This is a genomic window from Pseudomonas koreensis, assembly GCF_024169245.1.
Lineage (GTDB): Bacteria > Pseudomonadota > Gammaproteobacteria > Pseudomonadales > Pseudomonadaceae > Aquipseudomonas > Aquipseudomonas koreensis_F.
Genome location: NZ_JALJWP010000001.1, coordinates 1,063,066 through 1,079,860, shown reverse-complemented (window position 1 = coordinate 1,079,860; position 16,795 = coordinate 1,063,066). Strand labels below are relative to the sequence as shown.

The window sequence follows — 16,795 nt, the reverse complement described above, 5'->3', positions numbered from 1 at the left end:
GCCAGAGTTGAGATGGGTGCCGTTGAGTTTAAAACGCGTGCTCGGGCACGACGGAGTGCTAAGAAGTCGATTTCCATAGTTGAGCCTTGACGTAAATTAGTGTTTGCCTTGATGGCATAAGTTTTTGACGTGTTACGTTATGAATCCTAACGAGGACGGAAATAACTTCAATTCAGACGCGTCCTGTAGTAGTGCGTGATTAAATTCGGGTCGATGTAGGAAAAATACCGAGAAGTTTGTGAGGCGATTCATAGAGCGCGGACAATTCATTGTTATTGCTAAATATTTTTTGTAGGTATTCGCAACCTGGCCTCAGCTTCGGCCTATCGAGAAATTAGCGGTTTTTTCTTTTTAATCGCCTTCCCTCGGAAGTAATTCCCCGGCAATCTCGGTCTACCCCTATCAACGGAACGGGCGGGAGGCTTCAGATGGTGCAGTTGTGTTCGATCGAACAGGCGGTGGACGACGTACTGGTGCGCTTGCCGGCGCACATCCACATGGGCCTGCCGCTGGGGCTGGGCAAGCCGAATCACTTCGTCAACGCGCTGTACCGGCGCATCAAGGACCTGCCCGAGCGGCAGCTGACGATCTACACCGCGCTGTGCCTCGGTCGGCCGAATCTGGGCGATGGCTTGCAGAAGCGCTTTATCGAGCCCTTCGTCGAGCGGGTGTTCGGTGATTATCCGGAGTTCGATTTCCTCGCCGATCTGCAGCGCGACAGCCTGCCCGCCAATATCCGTATCCAACAGTTCTTCATGCAACCCGGCAGTCTGCTCAACAGCGCGCCTGCGCAGCAGGATTACGTCAGCAGCAATTACAGCCATGCCGCCCGCGACATCAACGCAGCGGGCCTGAATCTGGTGGCGCAGTTGCTGGCCAGCAACAGCGATCATCCCGATCGGCTGAGCCTGAGTTGCAACCCGGACATCACCCTCGACCTGTTGCCGATGATCGCCAAGCGCCGCGAGGCGGGGGAGACCATCGTGCTGGTCGGCCAGGTGCATACGGATTTGCCGTACATGCCCGGCGATGCGGAAGTCGACATCGACACCTTCGATCTGCTGATCGACGAGAAGGACAGCAGCACGCTGTTTTCCACGCCGAATATGCCGGTGGGCTTCCAGGATCATTTCATTGGCTTGCACGCCAGTACGCTGGTGCGCGATGGCGGCACGCTGCAAATTGGTATTGGTTCGATGGGTGATGCGTTGACTGCTGCGCTCCTTGCCCGTCAAGCCGATAACGCCGGGTATCAGGCGTTGCTCGATGACATCAACCTCAGCCAATGGGCGCAATTGATCCAGCGCGAGGGCGGCACCGCGCCATTTGCCAAAGGCCTCTACGGTTGCAGCGAGATGTTCGTCAACGGGCTGCTGGTTTTGGCGGATGCCGGGATCATCCGGCGCAAGGTCTATCCGGATGTGCCGACCCAGGAGCAGGCCAATGCCGGCACCCTCGATGAAGCTGCACAGCCTGACGGTATCTGCGTGCACGGCGGTTTCTTTCTTGGTCCGCGAAGTTTTTATGAACGGCTGCGCGAGTTGCCGCAAAGCAGGTTGCTTGAATTCAACATGACCCGCATCAGCTACATCAACGAGCTGTATGGGCAGGAAGAACTCAAACGTCTGCAGCGCCTTGATGCACGCTTCATCAACACTGTGTTCAACATGACGTTGCTGGGTGCGGGTGTCGCGGATCAATTGGAAGACGGGCGGGTGCTCAGCGGGGTCGGCGGGCAGTACAACTTCGTGGCGCAGGGACACGCGTTGCACAATGCGCGGTCGATTCTGATTCTGCGCAGCTGGCGCGAGTCCGCCGGCGAGGTCAGTTCCAACATCGTCTGGGAATACGGCCACTGCACGATTCCGCGGCATCTGCGCGACATCGTCGTCACCGAATACGGCATAGCCGACCTGCGGGGTAAATCCGACGCAGCGGTAATCGAAGCGCTGCTCAACATCAGCGACTCACGTTTTCAGCCAGGGCTCATCGAACAGGCGCAGAACGTCGGCAAGCTGCCGAAGGATTTCCGCATCGATCCACGGTTTGCCGACAACACACCGCAACGCTTGCAGGCGATTGCCGCGCGGCACCCGAACCTGTTTCCGGAGTATCCGTTGGGTTGTGATTTCACCGCGATCGAACGGGATCTGCTGCGCGCGCTGAACTGGCTGAAGAGCAAGTTCAAGCTGAGCGAGATTCTGGAATTGGGCAAGGCAGCGCTGGATGCGCCGGAGGCGTCGCAATTTCCGGAACACCTGGAGCGCATGCAGCTCACCAATCCGGAAGGCCTCAAAGAAGACCTTTTCCAACGCCTGCTGCTCACCGGCCTGAAAGCCACCACGCAATAACTGCCCACCGCAAAACCTGTAGGAGCTGCGGCACGCTGCGATCTTTTGATCTGTCTCAAGATCAAGATCAAAAGATCGCAGCCTCGTTTCACTCGACAGCTCCTACAGAGGAGCGGTGGTGTGGCCTTAATCGATGAAGGTTACGACGCCATCCTTCAGCGATTTCACCCGGGCCAGCGACTCGACGCGGTAGCCCTGCGAGTCCAGTTCGGCGCGACCGCCCTGGAACGACTTCTCGATGACGATGCCCAGACCGGCAACGGTGGCGCCGGCCTGTTTGATGATCGAGATCAGCGCTTGCGAGGCCTTACCGTTGGCGAGGAAGTCGTCGATGATCAGCACGCGGTCGCTGCTGGTCAGGTGGCGCGGGGAGATGGCCACGGTGCTTTCGGTCTTTTTGGTGAACGAGTACACGGTCGCCGAGAGCAGGTTTTCAGTCAGGGTCAGCGACTGTTGTTTGCGGGCGAAGATCACCGGCACGCCGAGGTTCAGACCGGTCATGATCGCTGGGGCGATGCCCGAAGCTTCGATGGTAACGATCTTGGTGATCCCCGAGTCCTTGAACAGCGCGGCGAATTCGTCACCGATCAGCTTCATCAGGGCGGGGTCGATCTGGTGGTTCAGAAAGGCGTCGACTTTCAGGACCTGATCGGAAAGCACGATGCCTTCTTCGCGGATTTTTTTGTGCAGTGCTTCCACAACAGCTTCCTCTGTTGGCGCGATGGGCGCCGAAGGTAGATTAAAAAGTAGTCGATTCTAGCGCTTTAACATCGCGCGTATATCGGCCAATGCGCTATTTCCGCGCACGGCTTTGACTTCAGTCGGGGTGTCGTCGTTGCCTTCCCAGGCCAGATCGTCCGGCGGCAGTTCATCGAGGAAGCGGCTCGGCGCGCAGTCGATGATTTCGCCGTACTGCTTGCGCTTGGCGGCAAAGGTGAACGCCAGGGTCTGGCGGGCACGGGTGATGCCTACATAGGCCAGGCGACGTTCTTCTTCGATGGTGTCGGCTTCGATACTGGAGCGGTGCGGGAGGATTTCCTCTTCCATGCCCATGATGAACACGTAGGGAAATTCCAGCCCTTTGGATGCGTGCAGCGTCATCATCTGCACACCTTCGGCACCGTCCTCTTCTTCCTGCTGGCGCTCGAGCATGTCGCGCAGCACCAGTTTGCCGATGGCGTCCTCGACGGTCATTTCGCCGTCTTCGTCCTTCTCCAGAGTGTTTTTCAACGCCTCGATCAGGAACCAGACGTTGCCCATGCGGTAGTCCGCAGCCTTGTCGCTGGAGCTGTTGGTGCGCAGCCAGTTCTCGTAATCGATATCCATGACCATGCTGCGCAATGCCGAAATCGGATCTTCGCCGGCGCACTGCTCACGGACCTTGTCCATGAAGCGCTTGAAGCGCGCCAGGCGATCGGTGAAGCGGCTGTCCAGATGTTCGCCCAGACCGATTTCGTCGGTGGCGGCGTACATCGAGATCTTGCGCTCGGTGGCGTAGTTGCCGAGTTTTTCCAGGGTGGTCGAGCCGATCTCGCGACGCGGAACGTTGATCACGCGCAGGAAGGCGTTGTCGTCATCCGGATTTACGATCAGGCGGAAGTAGGCCATCAGGTCCTTCACTTCCTGACGGCCGAAGAAGCTGTTGCCGCCGCTCAGGCGATACGGCACCTGATGGTGCTGCAGCTTCAATTCAATCAATTTGGCCTGATAGTTACCGCGATAGAGAATCGCGAAATCGCTGTACGGGCGATCGGTTCGCAAGTGCAGGCTGAGGATTTCCATGGCCACGCGCTCGGCTTCGGCGTCCTCGTTGCGGCAACGGATCACGCGGATCTCGTCGCCGTGGCCCATCTCGCTCCACAGCTGTTTTTCGAATTCGTGCGGGTTGTTCGAGATCAGCACGTTGGCGCAGCGCAGGATGCGGCTGGTGGAGCGGTAGTTCTGCTCGAGCATGACCACTTTCAGGGACGGGTAGTCGTCCTTGAGCAGCATCAGGTTTTCCGGGCGCGCGCCACGCCAGGCATAGATCGACTGGTCATCGTCGCCGACCACGGTGAACTGGTTGCGCTTGCCGATGAGCATTTTCACCAGCAGGTACTGGCTGGCGTTGGTGTCCTGGTATTCGTCGACGAGCAGGTAGCGCACCTTGTTCTGCCACTTTTCGAGAATGTCGGCGTGCTCTTCGAAGAGTTTCACCGGCAGCAGGATCAGATCGTCGAAGTCCACCGCGTTGAACGCCTTGAGCGTGCGCTGATAGTGGGTGTAGACAATGGCGGCGGTCTGTTCCTTGGGATTGCGCGCGTTTTCCAGGGCCTGGGCAGGCAGGATCAGGTCGTTTTTCCAGGCGCCGATCATGTTCTTGATCTCGTCGACGCCGTCGTCGCCTGCGTATTCCTTCTGCATGATGTCGGTCATCAGGGCTTTGACGTCGGTCTCGTCGAAGATCGAGAAACCGGGTTTGTAGCCCAGCCGCGCATGCTCCTTGCGGATGATGTTCAGGCCCAGGTTGTGGAAGGTGCAGACGGTCAGGCCGCGACCTTCGCCGGCACGCAACAGGGTGCCGACCCGCTCTTTCATCTCGCGCGCGGCCTTGTTGGTAAAGGTCATGGCGACGATGTACTGGGCGCGGATGCCGCAGTTCTGGATCAGGTGCGCGATCTTGCGGGTGATCACGCTGGTCTTGCCGGAGCCAGCACCGGCGAGCACCAATAGAGGGCCGCCGACATAGTTCACGGCTTCTTGCTGCCGGGGATTGAGTCGGGACATACGAAAATTCGGGAGTCGTTGACGAAATGGGCCGGCATTTTAACAGGCTCAGCGATTTGTGCTGCTCTGTCCGACTTGTGACGCAACACGCGATTCAAATTTGCCGCTTTTGTTACTTTCACGCAGGATACGCGGGGATTTTGCGGCTAATGTTCTCATTCGTGACACAAAATAACCTTCCACTACCGTTGTCATCGGCCAACGCATTGGTCATTGTTCAGCACAACGGCATAATGCCCCGCCTACATCATTGCAGAGTCTAGGGAGTCAGCTTGTCTACGCCTGTCGAACCCTTGCGTTTGCTGCTACTGGCCGAAGAGCCAGCGTGGACAGCGTTGTTGCGTGAGTGTCTGGCTCCGATGGGGAGCGCGGCGGTGCTGATCAGCGCGCCGAACTGGGATTCGGTCAGCCGCCTGTTCGAGGACAACCGCCACGCGGTGCTGCTGACCTTGCCAGCGTTGCAACCGGCGCCGGGGCGTTGCAGCCTGCCGACCGTTCTGCTGCTGGAGCATGAACCGGCCACTGCGCCGGTCGGTGTCAGCGACTGGCTGGTATTCGACGCCCTCGACGCTGGCATGCTTCAGCGTTGCCTGCGCCATGTCCGCGAGCGCGGCGTGCTGGAAAACACTCTGCAGCGCCTCGCCGAACAGGATCCGCTGACCGGCATCGCCAATCGCCAGGGTTTCCAGACCCTGCTCACCGCACGTCTTGCCGAAGGCGACGGTCGCGGCCTCGCCCTTGGCCATCTCGACCTCGACAATTTTCGCCATGCCAACGATGCCCTCGGCCATCAGGCCGGCGACCGCCTGATCCTGCAGGTCGTCGCGCGGCTGAAAAGTCAGCTGGAGGCGGGCGACCAACTGGCGCGGCTGGGCAGTGATGAATTCGCTCTGCTGATCGACACCCGCCGCGCGCCGCAACGCGCCGAGTGGATGGCCGAACGCATCACCGAAGCTTTGGCCGAGCCTTATTGGGTCGACGGCGAAAGCCTGCTGATCGGCTCCAGCCTCGGCATCGCTCACGCCCGCGCCAACGGCGGTGCGGATCCCTTGATGTGGCATGCGCACATCGCCATGCAGCAGGCCAAGAGTACGCAGGGCTGCACCTTCCATATCTTCAACGAACGCATCAACCGCAACGCGCGGAGCATGGCCGACCTTGAAAGCGAGCTGCGCCGGGCCTTGCGCCGCGATGAGCTGGAACTGCATTACCAGCCACGCCTGAACCTCGAAGACGGCCAGATTGTCGGCCTCGAAGCCCTGGTGCGCTGGCGTCATGGTGAGCGGGGTCTATTGCCGCCGAGTGAGTTCGTGCCGCTGGCCGAACAAAGCGGTCTGATCGTGCCATTGGGTTACTGGGTGATTTCCCGCGCCTTGCGCGACATGCAGGCTTTGCGCGAGCAAGGTCTGCCGGCGCTGCACATGGCGATCAACCTGTCGTTCCGGCAGTTTCAGGACAGTCAGTTGCTGCCGACGCTCAGTCGTCTGATTGCCGAGCGTGGCGTCGAGGCGCAGTGGCTGGAATTCGAACTGACCGAAACCGCGGTGATGCGGCGCAGCGATCTGGTCAAGCAGACCATGGACGCCCTCGGCCGCCTTGGCGTGCGCTTCTCGCTGGACGATTTCGGCACCGGTTTCTCCTCGTTCGTGCACCTCAACAGCCTGCCGATCACCTTGTTGAAGATTGACAAGAGTTTTGTCGGCGGCATGGAACAGCGTGAAGAGAACCGCAAACTGGTGCACGCGATGATCAACCTCGCGCACAACCTGCACCTGGAAGTGGTTGCCGAAGGGGTCGAGACGCCGGAGCAGCTGGATTTGTTGCGCGGGTTTGGTTGCGATCAGGTGCAGGGCTATCTGATCAGCCGGCCGTTGCCGTTGGAGGAGCTGGTGGAGTATCTGACGTCGGGATCGAGCCAGCAGCCGGCGCTGGAAATCGTCGGTTGATCACCATCCCCTGTAGGAGTGAGCCTGCTCGCGATAGCTTTTCAACAGTCAACATTTGCATTGACTGATATACCGCTATCGCGAGCAGGCTCACTCCTACAGAGGACCTCATTCGGCCTGGGGGATGTTGAAACCTTCAGCTTGCGGCTCGCGCCGAATCATCCGCTGCATCTTCCATTCGAATGCCAGTGTCAGGCTCACCGCCGCGCACGCCAACCCCAGCGCCAGACCCCACCAGACGCCGGTCGGCCCCCAATTGAGGTGGAACGCCATCCACCACGCCGCCGGTGCGCCAATCAGCCAATAGCAAGCGAGCCCCACGAGAAATGTGGTCTTGGCATCCTTGAGCCCACGAATGCAGCCCATGGCAATTGTCTGGGTTCCGTCGAACAGCTCGAACCACGCCGCGACCGCCAATAGGCTCACCGCCAGACGGATCACCTCGGCAAATGCCGGGTCGTTATGGTCGAGGAACAGGCCGACCAATTGGTTCGGCCACAGCCAGAACACCAGGGCAAAGCCGAGCATCACCACCGCGCCGAAAGCGATGCCGACCCGCCCGGACATCCGTGCATCGACCAGTTGCCCGGCGCCGTAGTGTTGGCCGACGCGCATGGTGATGGCGTAGGACATCCCGGCCGGGACCATGAACGCCACCGAAACGATCTGCAGGGCGATCTGATGCGCGCCCATTTGCGTACTGCCCATGGTGCCCATGCACAGCGCAGCGAAAGCGAACAGGCCGACTTCCACCGCATAGGTGCCGCCAATCGGCAGGCCCAGGCGCCAGAGTTCCTTCAGGTATTGCCGATTCGGCCGCGACAGGCCAGTGCGCAGCGGATAAGCGTCATACGCCGGATGCCGGCGAATGTGCCAGGCCAACGCCAGTGCCATGCAATTGGCGACGATCGCCGTGACCAGACCGATGCCGGTCAGCCCCAGGTGCGGCAGACCGAACATGCCGGTGATCAGCGCGTAGTTGAGGAGGAAGTTGGCCACGGTGCCGGCGAGGCTGATCACCATCACTGGCGTCGCCCGGCCAATGGCACTGGTGAAGCCGCGCAGGGCCATGAAGCTCAGATAACCGGGCAGAGCGAAGGGCAGGGCGATGAGGAATTGCCCGGCGGCGTTGACGTTGGTTTCGGTCTGGCCGAACAGCAGCAACACGGGTTTGAGATTCCACAACAGCAGCCCGGCGCCGAGCGCCATCAACCAGGCCAGCCACAGCCCGGCCTGAGTCAGGCGCGCGGCACCAAGGATGTCGCCGGCGCCCTGACGGATCGCCACCAGTGTGCCGACCGCGGCGATTACGCCGATGCAGAAAATCGACACGAACGAGTAACTCGCCGCACCGAGGCCACCACCGGCCAGCGCTTCGGGACTCAAGCGCGCCATCATCAGGGTGTCGGTCAGCACCATCAGCATGTGCGCCAACTGCGAAGCAATCAGCGGCCCCGCCAGCCGCAGAATGGCCCAGAGTTCGGTACGCACAGGATGCCGCATGGTCATCACCACCCAAATATCAGAGGGAACAGAAGAGCGTCGATTCTCGGCGCTTGGCAGGCGTTGCACAAAGGGATAAAAAGGATGGGTGGCATGATTAATACTCATGCTGAAACGTGCCCGCCGATTTGGCCCTACCCCCGCTACTGGAGCTTTTTGTATGTCCCGACGCCTGCCGCCGTTGTATGCCCTGCGCGCATTCGAAGCGGCAGCGCGACACAGCTCGTTCACTCGCGCGGCGGAAGAACTGTCGATTACCCAGAGCGCGGTCAGTCGGCACATGCGCACCCTTGAAGAACATTTCGCCTGCCGACTGTTTCACCGCAGCGGCCGCAATCTGCAACTGACCGAATCGGCACGGCTGCTGTTGCCCGGTATCCGCGAAGGCTTCGCCGCCCTTGAGCGAGCCTGCAACACCTTGCGCGCCGAGGACGACATCCTGCGCATGAAGGCGCCATCGACCCTGACAATGCGTTGGCTGCTGGCGCGCTTGAGCCGCTTCCGCCATTTGCAACCGGGCAATGAGGTGCAACTGACCAGTGCGTGGATGGACATCGATTCGGTGGACTTCAACAACGAACCATTCGATTGCGCGGTGTTGCTCAGCGACGGGCATTTCCCACCGGACTGGGAAGCGAGCCTGCTGTTTCCCGAGGAATTGATTCCGGTCGGCGCGCCGAACCTTCTTAATGATCAACCCTGGACCGTGGCGCGTCTCGCCGCCGCTGAACTGCTGCACCCGACTCCGGATCGCCGCGACTGGCGCAGTTGGCTGGAGCGCATGGGTTTGTCCGATCAGATCTCGCTCAAGGGCGGGCAGGTGTTCGACACCCTGGAACTGGGCATGATCGCGGCGGCGCGCGGCTACGGTGTGTCAATGGGCGATTTGTTGATGGTTGCCGAAGATGTCGCGCAAGGACGCTTGAGTCTGCCGTGGCCGACGGCGGTCGCCAGTGGCCTGAATTATTACCTGGTGTGGCCAAAAACCCGTCCGGGAGGTGAACGTTTGCGCCGTTTGAGCGACTTTCTGCAAAGCGAAGTCCGCGCCATGCAACTCCCGGCGGTTGCGCGCTTGAGCTGAAACGTTCGAGCCGGCACAATGCCACTACTGCGCCATACCCACGCAACGCGCTCAAGTATTCGGTTTTACCGCCGACTAGGAGCATGTGGAACCGTCGTGCCGGTTTCGCGCTACCCCATTATTAGAATATTTTCCGGGCAATTACCGCGATCAAGGAGGATTCGGTGGCTCGGCCAGGAGCTGTTCATGTCTCAACCTCGTGCTCGGATCGCCTCGCAGTTGGGCCTCGCCCTCGCTGTAATACTGGCGATAGTTATCAGCGGCAGTACGGTGTTCGCCTTGCGTTCGCTGGATTCCGCCAACCTCGCCACCCGTGAAGAGCATCTGGCCAGTGAGGCCCGGCTGCTGGCCGATCAACTGAGTACCTTCCACGGTACGCTGCGCGAAAGCACCCTGCGCCTGAGCGGGCTGTTTGAAAAACGCTTCGGGGGCGGCTTGAGTGTGCACCCGGATCAGCCAGTGGCCGTGGCCGGCGTGCAGACCCCGGGCCTGCATCTGGGCAACGAGGTGCTGAACAACAACTTCAAGGAAGTTGACGAGTTCAAGCAGATGACCGCCGGCGTGGCCACGGTATTCGTGCGCAGCGGCGAAGACTTCATTCGCGTCAGCACCAACGTCAGCAAGCAGGACGGCACCCGTGCCATCGGCACCGTGCTCGATCATGCCAACCCGGCCTACGCGAAGTTGATGGCGGGGCAGAGTTATGTCGGCCGCTCGCTGCTGTTCGAGCGCTACTACATGTCGCAATACACCCCGGTACGCGACGCGGGCGGCAAGATCATCGCCGTGCTGTACGTCGGCTTCGACTACACCGACGCGCAAAACGCGCAGTTCGCCAATCTCAAGCGCTTCCGCATCGGCAAGACCGGCTCGCTGGCCCTGCTCGACGAGCAGAACAAATGGCTGGTGCCGATTGCCGGCGTGGAAAACCTGGATCAAGCCGCCCCGACCATCAACAACCTGGTGAAAACCCCGGGCAAGGGCGAGTTCTGGAGCGACAAGGGCGAAGACTTCTACAGCATCGCCGTACCGTTCGAAGGTGGCCCGTGGTCGGTGGTAGCGAGCATGCCGAAAGCCGAGATCCGCGCGGTGACCTGGAGCGTCGGTACGCAACTGGCGATCGGCAGCCTGCTGGCGATGTTGCTCGCGGTCGGTTCCGTGGTCTGGCTGCTGCGCAGCAAGCTTGCGCCACTGGGCGATCTGGTGCGCCAGGCCGAGGCCTTGGGTGCCGGTGATCTGAGCGTGCGTCTGAACGTATCGAGCCACGACGAAATCGGTCAGCTTTCCCGCGCCTTCAACCAGATGAGCCAGGCCCTGTCGACCATGGTCGAGCATATCCGTCGTGCCTCGGAAGAGGTCAACAGTCGCGCGCAGGCGCTGTCCGGTTTGTCCGGTGGTGCTTACGAAGGCATGGAGCAGCAGTCGGGCGAAATCACCAGCATGGCCGGCGCCGTGGAAGAGTTCAGCGCGACGTCGCTGAACATTGCCGACAACATGGGCGCGACGCAGCGTCTGGCGCAGGAAAACGCCCAGCAAACGCAGATCGGCCGCAGCTCGATGGAAGAAGCGTCGTCGTCGCTGGAGCAGATCGCTGGCGCGCTGAACAGCACCGCCACGGTGATCAACACCCTCGGCCAGCGCTCCCAAGAAATCGGCGGCATTGTTGGCGTGATCACTTCGATCGCCGAGCAGACCAACCTGTTGGCGCTCAACGCTGCGATCGAAGCCGCCCGTGCCGGTGAGCAGGGCCGCGGTTTTGCCGTGGTGGCGGACGAAGTGCGCAGCCTCGCCTCGCGTACCCGTCAGGCCACTGACGAAATCTCCAGCATGATCCACAGCATCCAGCAGGAAACCGGCAATGCGATCAGCACCATGGAGCAGGGTAACGTGCTGATGCAAGAAGGTCTGTCGCGTAATGCCAACGTCGCCTCGGCACTGGCGCGGATCGACGAACAGAGCCGCTCGGCAGGCCAGCAGTTTGCCGCGATCACCACAGCAACTCAGGAGCAGAGCAGTACCGCGACGTTGCTCAGCAGTAACCTGCAGAGCATTGCCCTGGCCAACAGCGAGCAGCGTGAAGTGGTTTCTAACCTGGCTGTTACCGCGAAAGAGCTGGAGAAGCTGGCGGCGGATCTGCGTTCCGAGGTTGATCGCTTCCGTTGATGCACCTTTGAAACAGCTATCGCGAGCAGGCTCGCTCCCACAGTAGTCGGCGTAATTCACAAATATTGTGAAGGCCCGATGTCCCTGTGGGAGCGAGCCTGCTCGCGAATGCTTTTTCCCCACCGCTTCTTTGGACTTGCTGAAACGTTTCCGCAGCGCTATAAAAATGGCACAACTCCAATAAAGGCTGCTGCCATGACCCCGCTCAAACTCCTCGTCGCCCTCGGCGCATTCTCTGCCGCTTCCCACGCCATGGCTTGGGACTATGTCCTGCTTGACGCCAACACTCCGGCAAAAAACTGGACGATCACCAGTGAGCAACTCGGTGTAAAAACCGCCAAAGCGTTTTCCGTGACCCTGCGTACTCTGCATGGCGGTCGTCAGGAGGGCGTCAGCATTGTCGATATCGATAACGGCACGATGAAGCTGTCGGTGGTGCCGACCCGTGGCATGAACGTGTTGCAGGCTTCGGTGGGCGACGTGCGCATGGGCTGGGATTCGCCGGTCAAGGACGTGGTCAACCCGGCGTTCATTGAACTCAACGGTCGCGGTGGCCTGGGCTGGCTGGAAGGTTTCAATGAGCTGGTCACCCGTTGCGGTTACGAGTGGGTTGGCCATCCCGGCATGGACAACGGCGAATTGCTGACCTTGCACGGTCGCGCCGCAAACATCCCGGCCAGCACCGTCACTCTGCACATCGACGAGAAGCCGCCGTATGCCATCACGCTGCGTGGCGAGCTGAAAGAGCAGGCATTCAAGAAGGTCGATTTCTCGGTAGCGACCGAACTGGTCACCGAACCGGGCAGCGCGAGCTTCGCCCTCAACGACACCCTGACCAACAACGGCGATTATCCCAAGGAATACCAGGCGCTGTATCACAGCAACTTCAGCACGCCTTTTCTTGAGCAGGGCGCAAAGTTCGCTGCGCCGGTGAAGCAGGTATCGCCGTTCAACGACAAGGCCAAGGGCGATCTGCCCGACTGGCAGACCTACCGCGCACCGACCAGGGACTACGACGAAACGGTCTACAACGTTGTGCCATATGCGGACGCGAAGGGCGATACCCTGACCGTGCTGCACAACAAGGCCGGTAGCCTCGGCGTTGCGGTTGGCTTCAATACCCAGCAGTTGCCAGTGTTCTCGCTGTGGAAAAACACCGACACCCAGGGGCAGGGCTACGTCACCGGACTGGAGCCGGGCACCAGTTTTTCCTATAACCGTCGCTATCAGCGGCCGTTGAATCTGGTGCCGACCATTGCGCCGAAAGAACACAAACAGTTCCAGATCAGCTACAGCCTCCTGGCAGATAAAGCTGCGGTGGATAACGCCCTGAAGCGTGTGACCGATATTCAGGCCGGGCGCGACACCGAAGTGCGCCAGGCGCCGCTGGTTGATCTGACTGAGCATTAAGGTGTTGCCGGCCGGTACTGCAGTGCTTCGGCCAAGTGTTCGCGGGTAATCGCATCGGCCTGCTCAAGATCCGCCAGCGTTCGCGCGACCTTGAGCAGGCGATGCGCCGAGCGCAGTGACAGGATCAGTCGCTCACAAGCCGCCTCCAGCCATTTCTCGTCGGCTGTGGATAACTTGCAGTGACGCTTCAGCCCCGGCAGATCGAGAAACGCATTGGCACAGCCTTGGCGTTTCTGCTGGCGCTCCCGGGATTCGGCCACCAACGCCGCAGCGCTGGCGCTGTCTTCGCCGGGCTTGGCTGCCGGACTCAACGCGGTCGCCTCCCGTGCCACGGTCAGATGCAGATCAATCCGGTCCAGCAGTGGCCCCGACAACTTGTTGCGATAGCGCTGGACCATGTCCGGCGTGCACGAGCACTTGCCGCTCGGTTCGCCAAGATATCCACAGGGGCACGGATTCATCGCCGCCACCAGTTGAAACCGCGCGGGGAATCGCACGCGATCCTTGGCCCGGGCGATCACAATATGCCCGGACTCCAAAGGCTCGCGCAGCACTTCGAGGACTTTGCGATCAAACTCCGGCAATTCATCAAGAAACAGCACACCGTGATGGGCGAGGGTGATTTCGCCGGGTTGCGGTTTCGAACTGCCCCCGACCAGCGCCGGCCCGGACGCGGAATGGTGCGGCTGGCGGAAGGGGCGTTGCGGCCAGTGAGTCAACGGCACGCCGCTGGCGACCGATTGAATCGCGGCCACTTCCAGCGCTTCGCACTCTGAAAGCGGCGGCAGCAATCCCGGCAAACGACTGGCCAGCAAGGTCTTGCCGGTGCCGGGAGGTCCGCTGAACAACAAGTTGTGCGCCCCCGCAGCGGCAATCAGCAGTGCGCGTTTGGCGGCTGTTTGGCCCTGCACCTCGTTGAGGTCGGGATAGGGCTTGGCGGCATGCATCAAGCCGTCTGATATGTAAGGCTCGACCGGCGTATGCCCGTTGAAATGCGCCACCGCTTCCAGCAAATGATCCACCGCAAACACCTTCAACCCGGACGCCAGACAGGCCTCCTCGGCATTCGCTCGCGGCACCACCAGCGCCCGCCCGGCCTTGCGCGCCGCCAGTGCTGCCGGCAGCACGCCACGCACCGGCCGCACGGCACCCGACAGCGCCAACTCACCCAGACATTCCACCTCATCCAGCGTCAGACATGGCACCTGCACACTGGCCGACAGAATCCCCAAGGCAATCGCCAGATCGAAGCGCCCGCCATCCTTGGGCAAATCCGCCGGCGCCAGATTCAAAGTGATCCGCCGCGCCGGAAACTGCAGCCCGGAGTTGATGATCGCGCTGCGTACCCGATCCTTGCTCTCCTTCACCGCCGCCTCGGGCAGTCCGACCATGGTCAGGGAGGGCAGACCGTTTGCCAGATGAACCTCGACAGTGACGGCGGGAGCATCCACGCCAATCTGGGCGCGACTGTGGACGATGGAGAGGGACATGGTCGTTCCTTGAGCTGAATCGGGGTCCGCTTCCTGCGGGTTTTTTAAGGATAGTTGGGAGAACGAATGCAGGTGGCACCGACGCGGGGGTAAACCTTCACTGGATGTTGCCAAGGTGCCCTTCCACCTTCAGTAGAGTGGCCACATTAGTTTTCTTCTTCGGGATTTCTTACTTGGCTTCCTCCCCCGGCTAGCCAACCATCCGGTTCGAGTTCTTTACCGTACCTGGCCGCTACCTCAATAAAACGACGCTGATTGGCTGACATACCTCCGGCTAACCGAAGTGCTTCAGAGTGATATCTAACAATCTCTTCTAGCTTTGCCCTTCTCTTTTTGTCTTTCATTGAGGCCTCGTTTTTTGGGTGACAGATGCTTTGTTGGTTACCGTATTAAAAGGAGGAAAGGTCGCGTAATCAGGCGCAGACGCTGATTTTTGTAGGGCCGCGCCCTATTAGTTGTAGGACCCCGGCGAAAGGGTTTCGACGGTCTTGTATCGAAGAGTCGGATGCTCCAGTTTGGCCGTTCAATGCAGCCTTTGGAGTCGGAAAATGAATCGCAATGGTATGCGCCCGATTCATCCGGGCGAGGTCCTGAGTAAGGAATTCATGGAGCCGTTGGGCATGACTGTCATGGATCTGGCCATGCCCACGAACTGGCCCGAAAGTGAGATCGATAAGCTTGTGAAATGCCAGCTCAGGATCTGCGCCGATCTGGCAATCAGCCTTGCCAATCATCTCAACACTACGCCTGAGTTCTGGATGAATCTCCAATCGACTTACGATTTGCGCAGGGCCCAGCTCAGGCATGCGGGCTTATAGCGATTGCAGCATCCGCGAAGCCCTTTTCCACCATGGCCCCGCCATTGGGCGCTTGGTCTGTTCCCGTTTCACCATCATCTGCGGCGAATCGTGTGACCGTATCCACGGCTGGGGGTTTTCGATCTAGTTGAAACCTGGGCTTTTCGGCGCAATCGGACGGCGGTGGTGCAGGTTGTAGGACGTTGCCGGGATGGTTGAAGGGCTGGAGATCAAAAGATCGCAGCCTTCGGCAGCTCCTACAGGGGGCGCGGATTATTCCGCGGGCGGTGTCAGCTTCGCTTCCATCTCGGCAACCTTGGCTTCGAGGCTTTCGAGGCGAGCGCGAGTGCGGGCCAGTACGACCATCTGACTATCAAACTCTTCCCGGCTGACCAGATCGAGTTTGCTGAAGGCGCTTTGCAGCAGCATTTTGAACTGGCTTTCGATTTCGGCTTTCGGCAGTGGCGTGTCGCCGCTGAACAGGCGGGAAGCGGTGCCGCTCAGGGCGTCGAGGAAGTCTTTGGGCGCGAGCATGGGAAATGTCCTGGAAACAATGGCCGGCAGTGTATCACGCAGTGTCTATAGTCAATCCCGTTGCACGGATGCACGCTTTTCGCGCAGGGGGACGGACGGCGGCGCACCGTTGTTGTGCGTATCGGTAAAGGCTTTTCTACACGAGTGCCCGTACCCGTCGCCAAACGGTTGAAATTCAGGGTTTTTGCCGAGCTGGCAAGGTTTCTGCTTAGTCACCCTCGACCCATGCACTGATGCAGTCGCTGTGACGAATGCAGTGCGGCAGACGAAGCGGGGAGTTTCGTCTGATGCGGTTAGCTGGCGTCAACGATGCGTTACAAAGCCAGGCACTGCGCTTAGACTTGAGACGGGTTTGTTTTCCTGGGGCAAGTCCACCAATTCGGGAGAGAGTTTCATGAAGCTAGTCACTGCCATCATCAAGCCGTTCAAGTTGGACGACGTGCGCGAGTCGCTGTCCGAAATCGGCGTGCAGGGCATTACCGTCACTGAAGTCAAAGGCTTCGGCCGGCAGAAGGGTCACACCGAGCTGTATCGCGGCGCGGAATATGTGGTCGATTTTCTGCCCAAGGTGAAAATCGACGTGGCCATCGACGACAAGGATCTGGATCGGGTGATCGAGGCGATCACCAAGGCGGCCAACACCGGCAAGATCGGTGACGGCAAGATCTTCGTGGTGAATCTGGAACAGGCGATCCGCATCCGTACCGGCGAAACCGATACCGACGCGATCTAAGCGCCGCCACAAACCCAACGC

13 protein-coding genes are annotated in these 16,795 nt (G+C 60.2%); 7 read left to right on the top strand and 6 right to left on the bottom strand.

Features of this window, described 5'->3' with window-relative positions:
- The first annotated feature begins 428 nt into the window (after positions 1-428).
- Entirely contained in the window at positions 429-2,351 is a 1,923-nt protein-coding gene (locus tag J2Y90_RS05060; protein ID WP_253497148.1) for an acetyl-CoA hydrolase/transferase C-terminal domain-containing protein, read from the top strand.
- Positions 2,352-2,477: 126 nt separating this feature from the next.
- Here J2Y90_RS05060 and J2Y90_RS05055 read toward each other — a convergent pair whose 3' ends face one another.
- The gene (locus J2Y90_RS05055) at positions 2,478-3,050 is read right to left on the bottom strand and encodes a xanthine phosphoribosyltransferase (protein ID WP_253497145.1); all 573 of its coding nucleotides are present in this window, start codon (positions 3,048-3,050) and stop codon (positions 2,478-2,480) included.
- Between the two features lie 57 nt (positions 3,051-3,107).
- On the bottom strand, positions 3,108-5,117 hold the full coding sequence (rep, locus tag J2Y90_RS05050; RefSeq protein ID WP_016772574.1) for a DNA helicase Rep: 2,010 nt from the start codon (positions 5,115-5,117) through the stop codon (positions 3,108-3,110).
- 272 nt (positions 5,118-5,389) lie between these two features.
- Here rep and J2Y90_RS05045 point away from each other — a divergent pair, with 272 nt between their 5' ends.
- Complete coding sequence (locus tag J2Y90_RS05045; protein ID WP_253497142.1) at positions 5,390-7,063, top strand: putative bifunctional diguanylate cyclase/phosphodiesterase; 1,674 nt, start codon at positions 5,390-5,392, stop codon at positions 7,061-7,063.
- A gap of 108 nt (positions 7,064-7,171) precedes the next feature.
- On the opposite strand, the gene J2Y90_RS05040 is transcribed toward J2Y90_RS05045, so the two are convergent.
- Positions 7,172-8,566, bottom strand: a complete 1,395-nt coding sequence (locus tag J2Y90_RS05040) for a NorM family multidrug efflux MATE transporter (RefSeq protein ID WP_253497139.1) — start codon at positions 8,564-8,566, stop codon at positions 7,172-7,174.
- Between the two features lie 160 nt (positions 8,567-8,726).
- On the opposite strand from J2Y90_RS05040, the gene J2Y90_RS05035 reads away from it, so the two are divergent.
- The 3 genes from J2Y90_RS05035 (at position 8,727) to J2Y90_RS05025 (ending at position 13,220) form a co-directional block, all read left to right on the top strand.
- Positions 8,727-9,647, top strand: coding sequence for a LysR substrate-binding domain-containing protein (locus J2Y90_RS05035; RefSeq protein ID WP_253497136.1), 921 nt, complete (start codon positions 8,727-8,729; stop codon positions 9,645-9,647).
- A gap of 186 nt (positions 9,648-9,833) precedes the next feature.
- The gene (locus J2Y90_RS05030) at positions 9,834-11,810 is read left to right on the top strand and encodes a methyl-accepting chemotaxis protein (RefSeq protein WP_253497133.1); all 1,977 of its coding nucleotides are present in this window, start codon (positions 9,834-9,836) and stop codon (positions 11,808-11,810) included.
- A gap of 195 nt (positions 11,811-12,005) precedes the next feature.
- On the top strand, positions 12,006-13,220 hold the full coding sequence (locus J2Y90_RS05025) for an aldose 1-epimerase family protein (protein WP_253497130.1): 1,215 nt from the start codon (positions 12,006-12,008) through the stop codon (positions 13,218-13,220).
- Here the strand turns inward: J2Y90_RS05025 and J2Y90_RS05020 are convergent.
- Together J2Y90_RS05020 and J2Y90_RS05015 are read right to left on the bottom strand one after the other, a co-directional pair.
- Positions 13,217-14,710 (bottom strand): YifB family Mg chelatase-like AAA ATPase, encoded by a 1,494-nt coding sequence (locus J2Y90_RS05020; RefSeq protein ID WP_253497127.1) that lies wholly within the window; start codon positions 14,708-14,710, stop codon positions 13,217-13,219. The genes J2Y90_RS05025 and J2Y90_RS05020 overlap by 4 nt on opposite strands.
- Before the next feature lie 146 nt (positions 14,711-14,856).
- Complete coding sequence (locus J2Y90_RS05015; protein ID WP_253497124.1) at positions 14,857-15,054, bottom strand: hypothetical protein; 198 nt, start codon at positions 15,052-15,054, stop codon at positions 14,857-14,859.
- 204 nt (positions 15,055-15,258) lie between these two features.
- Here J2Y90_RS05015 and J2Y90_RS05010 point away from each other — a divergent pair, with 204 nt between their 5' ends.
- Positions 15,259-15,528: a HigA family addiction module antitoxin gene (locus tag J2Y90_RS05010; protein WP_253497121.1), complete on the top strand. Its 270-nt coding sequence runs from the start codon at positions 15,259-15,261 to the stop codon at positions 15,526-15,528.
- Between the two features lie 252 nt (positions 15,529-15,780).
- On the opposite strand, the gene J2Y90_RS05005 is transcribed toward J2Y90_RS05010, so the two are convergent.
- Positions 15,781-16,041, bottom strand: coding sequence for an accessory factor UbiK family protein (locus J2Y90_RS05005; RefSeq protein ID WP_007920416.1), 261 nt, complete (start codon positions 16,039-16,041; stop codon positions 15,781-15,783).
- Positions 16,042-16,435: 394 nt separating this feature from the next.
- Between J2Y90_RS05005 and glnK the strand changes: the two genes are divergently transcribed.
- Positions 16,436-16,774 (top strand): P-II family nitrogen regulator, encoded by a 339-nt coding sequence (gene glnK, locus J2Y90_RS05000; RefSeq protein WP_002555808.1) that lies wholly within the window; start codon positions 16,436-16,438, stop codon positions 16,772-16,774.
- Positions 16,775-16,795: the final 21 nt, after the last annotated feature.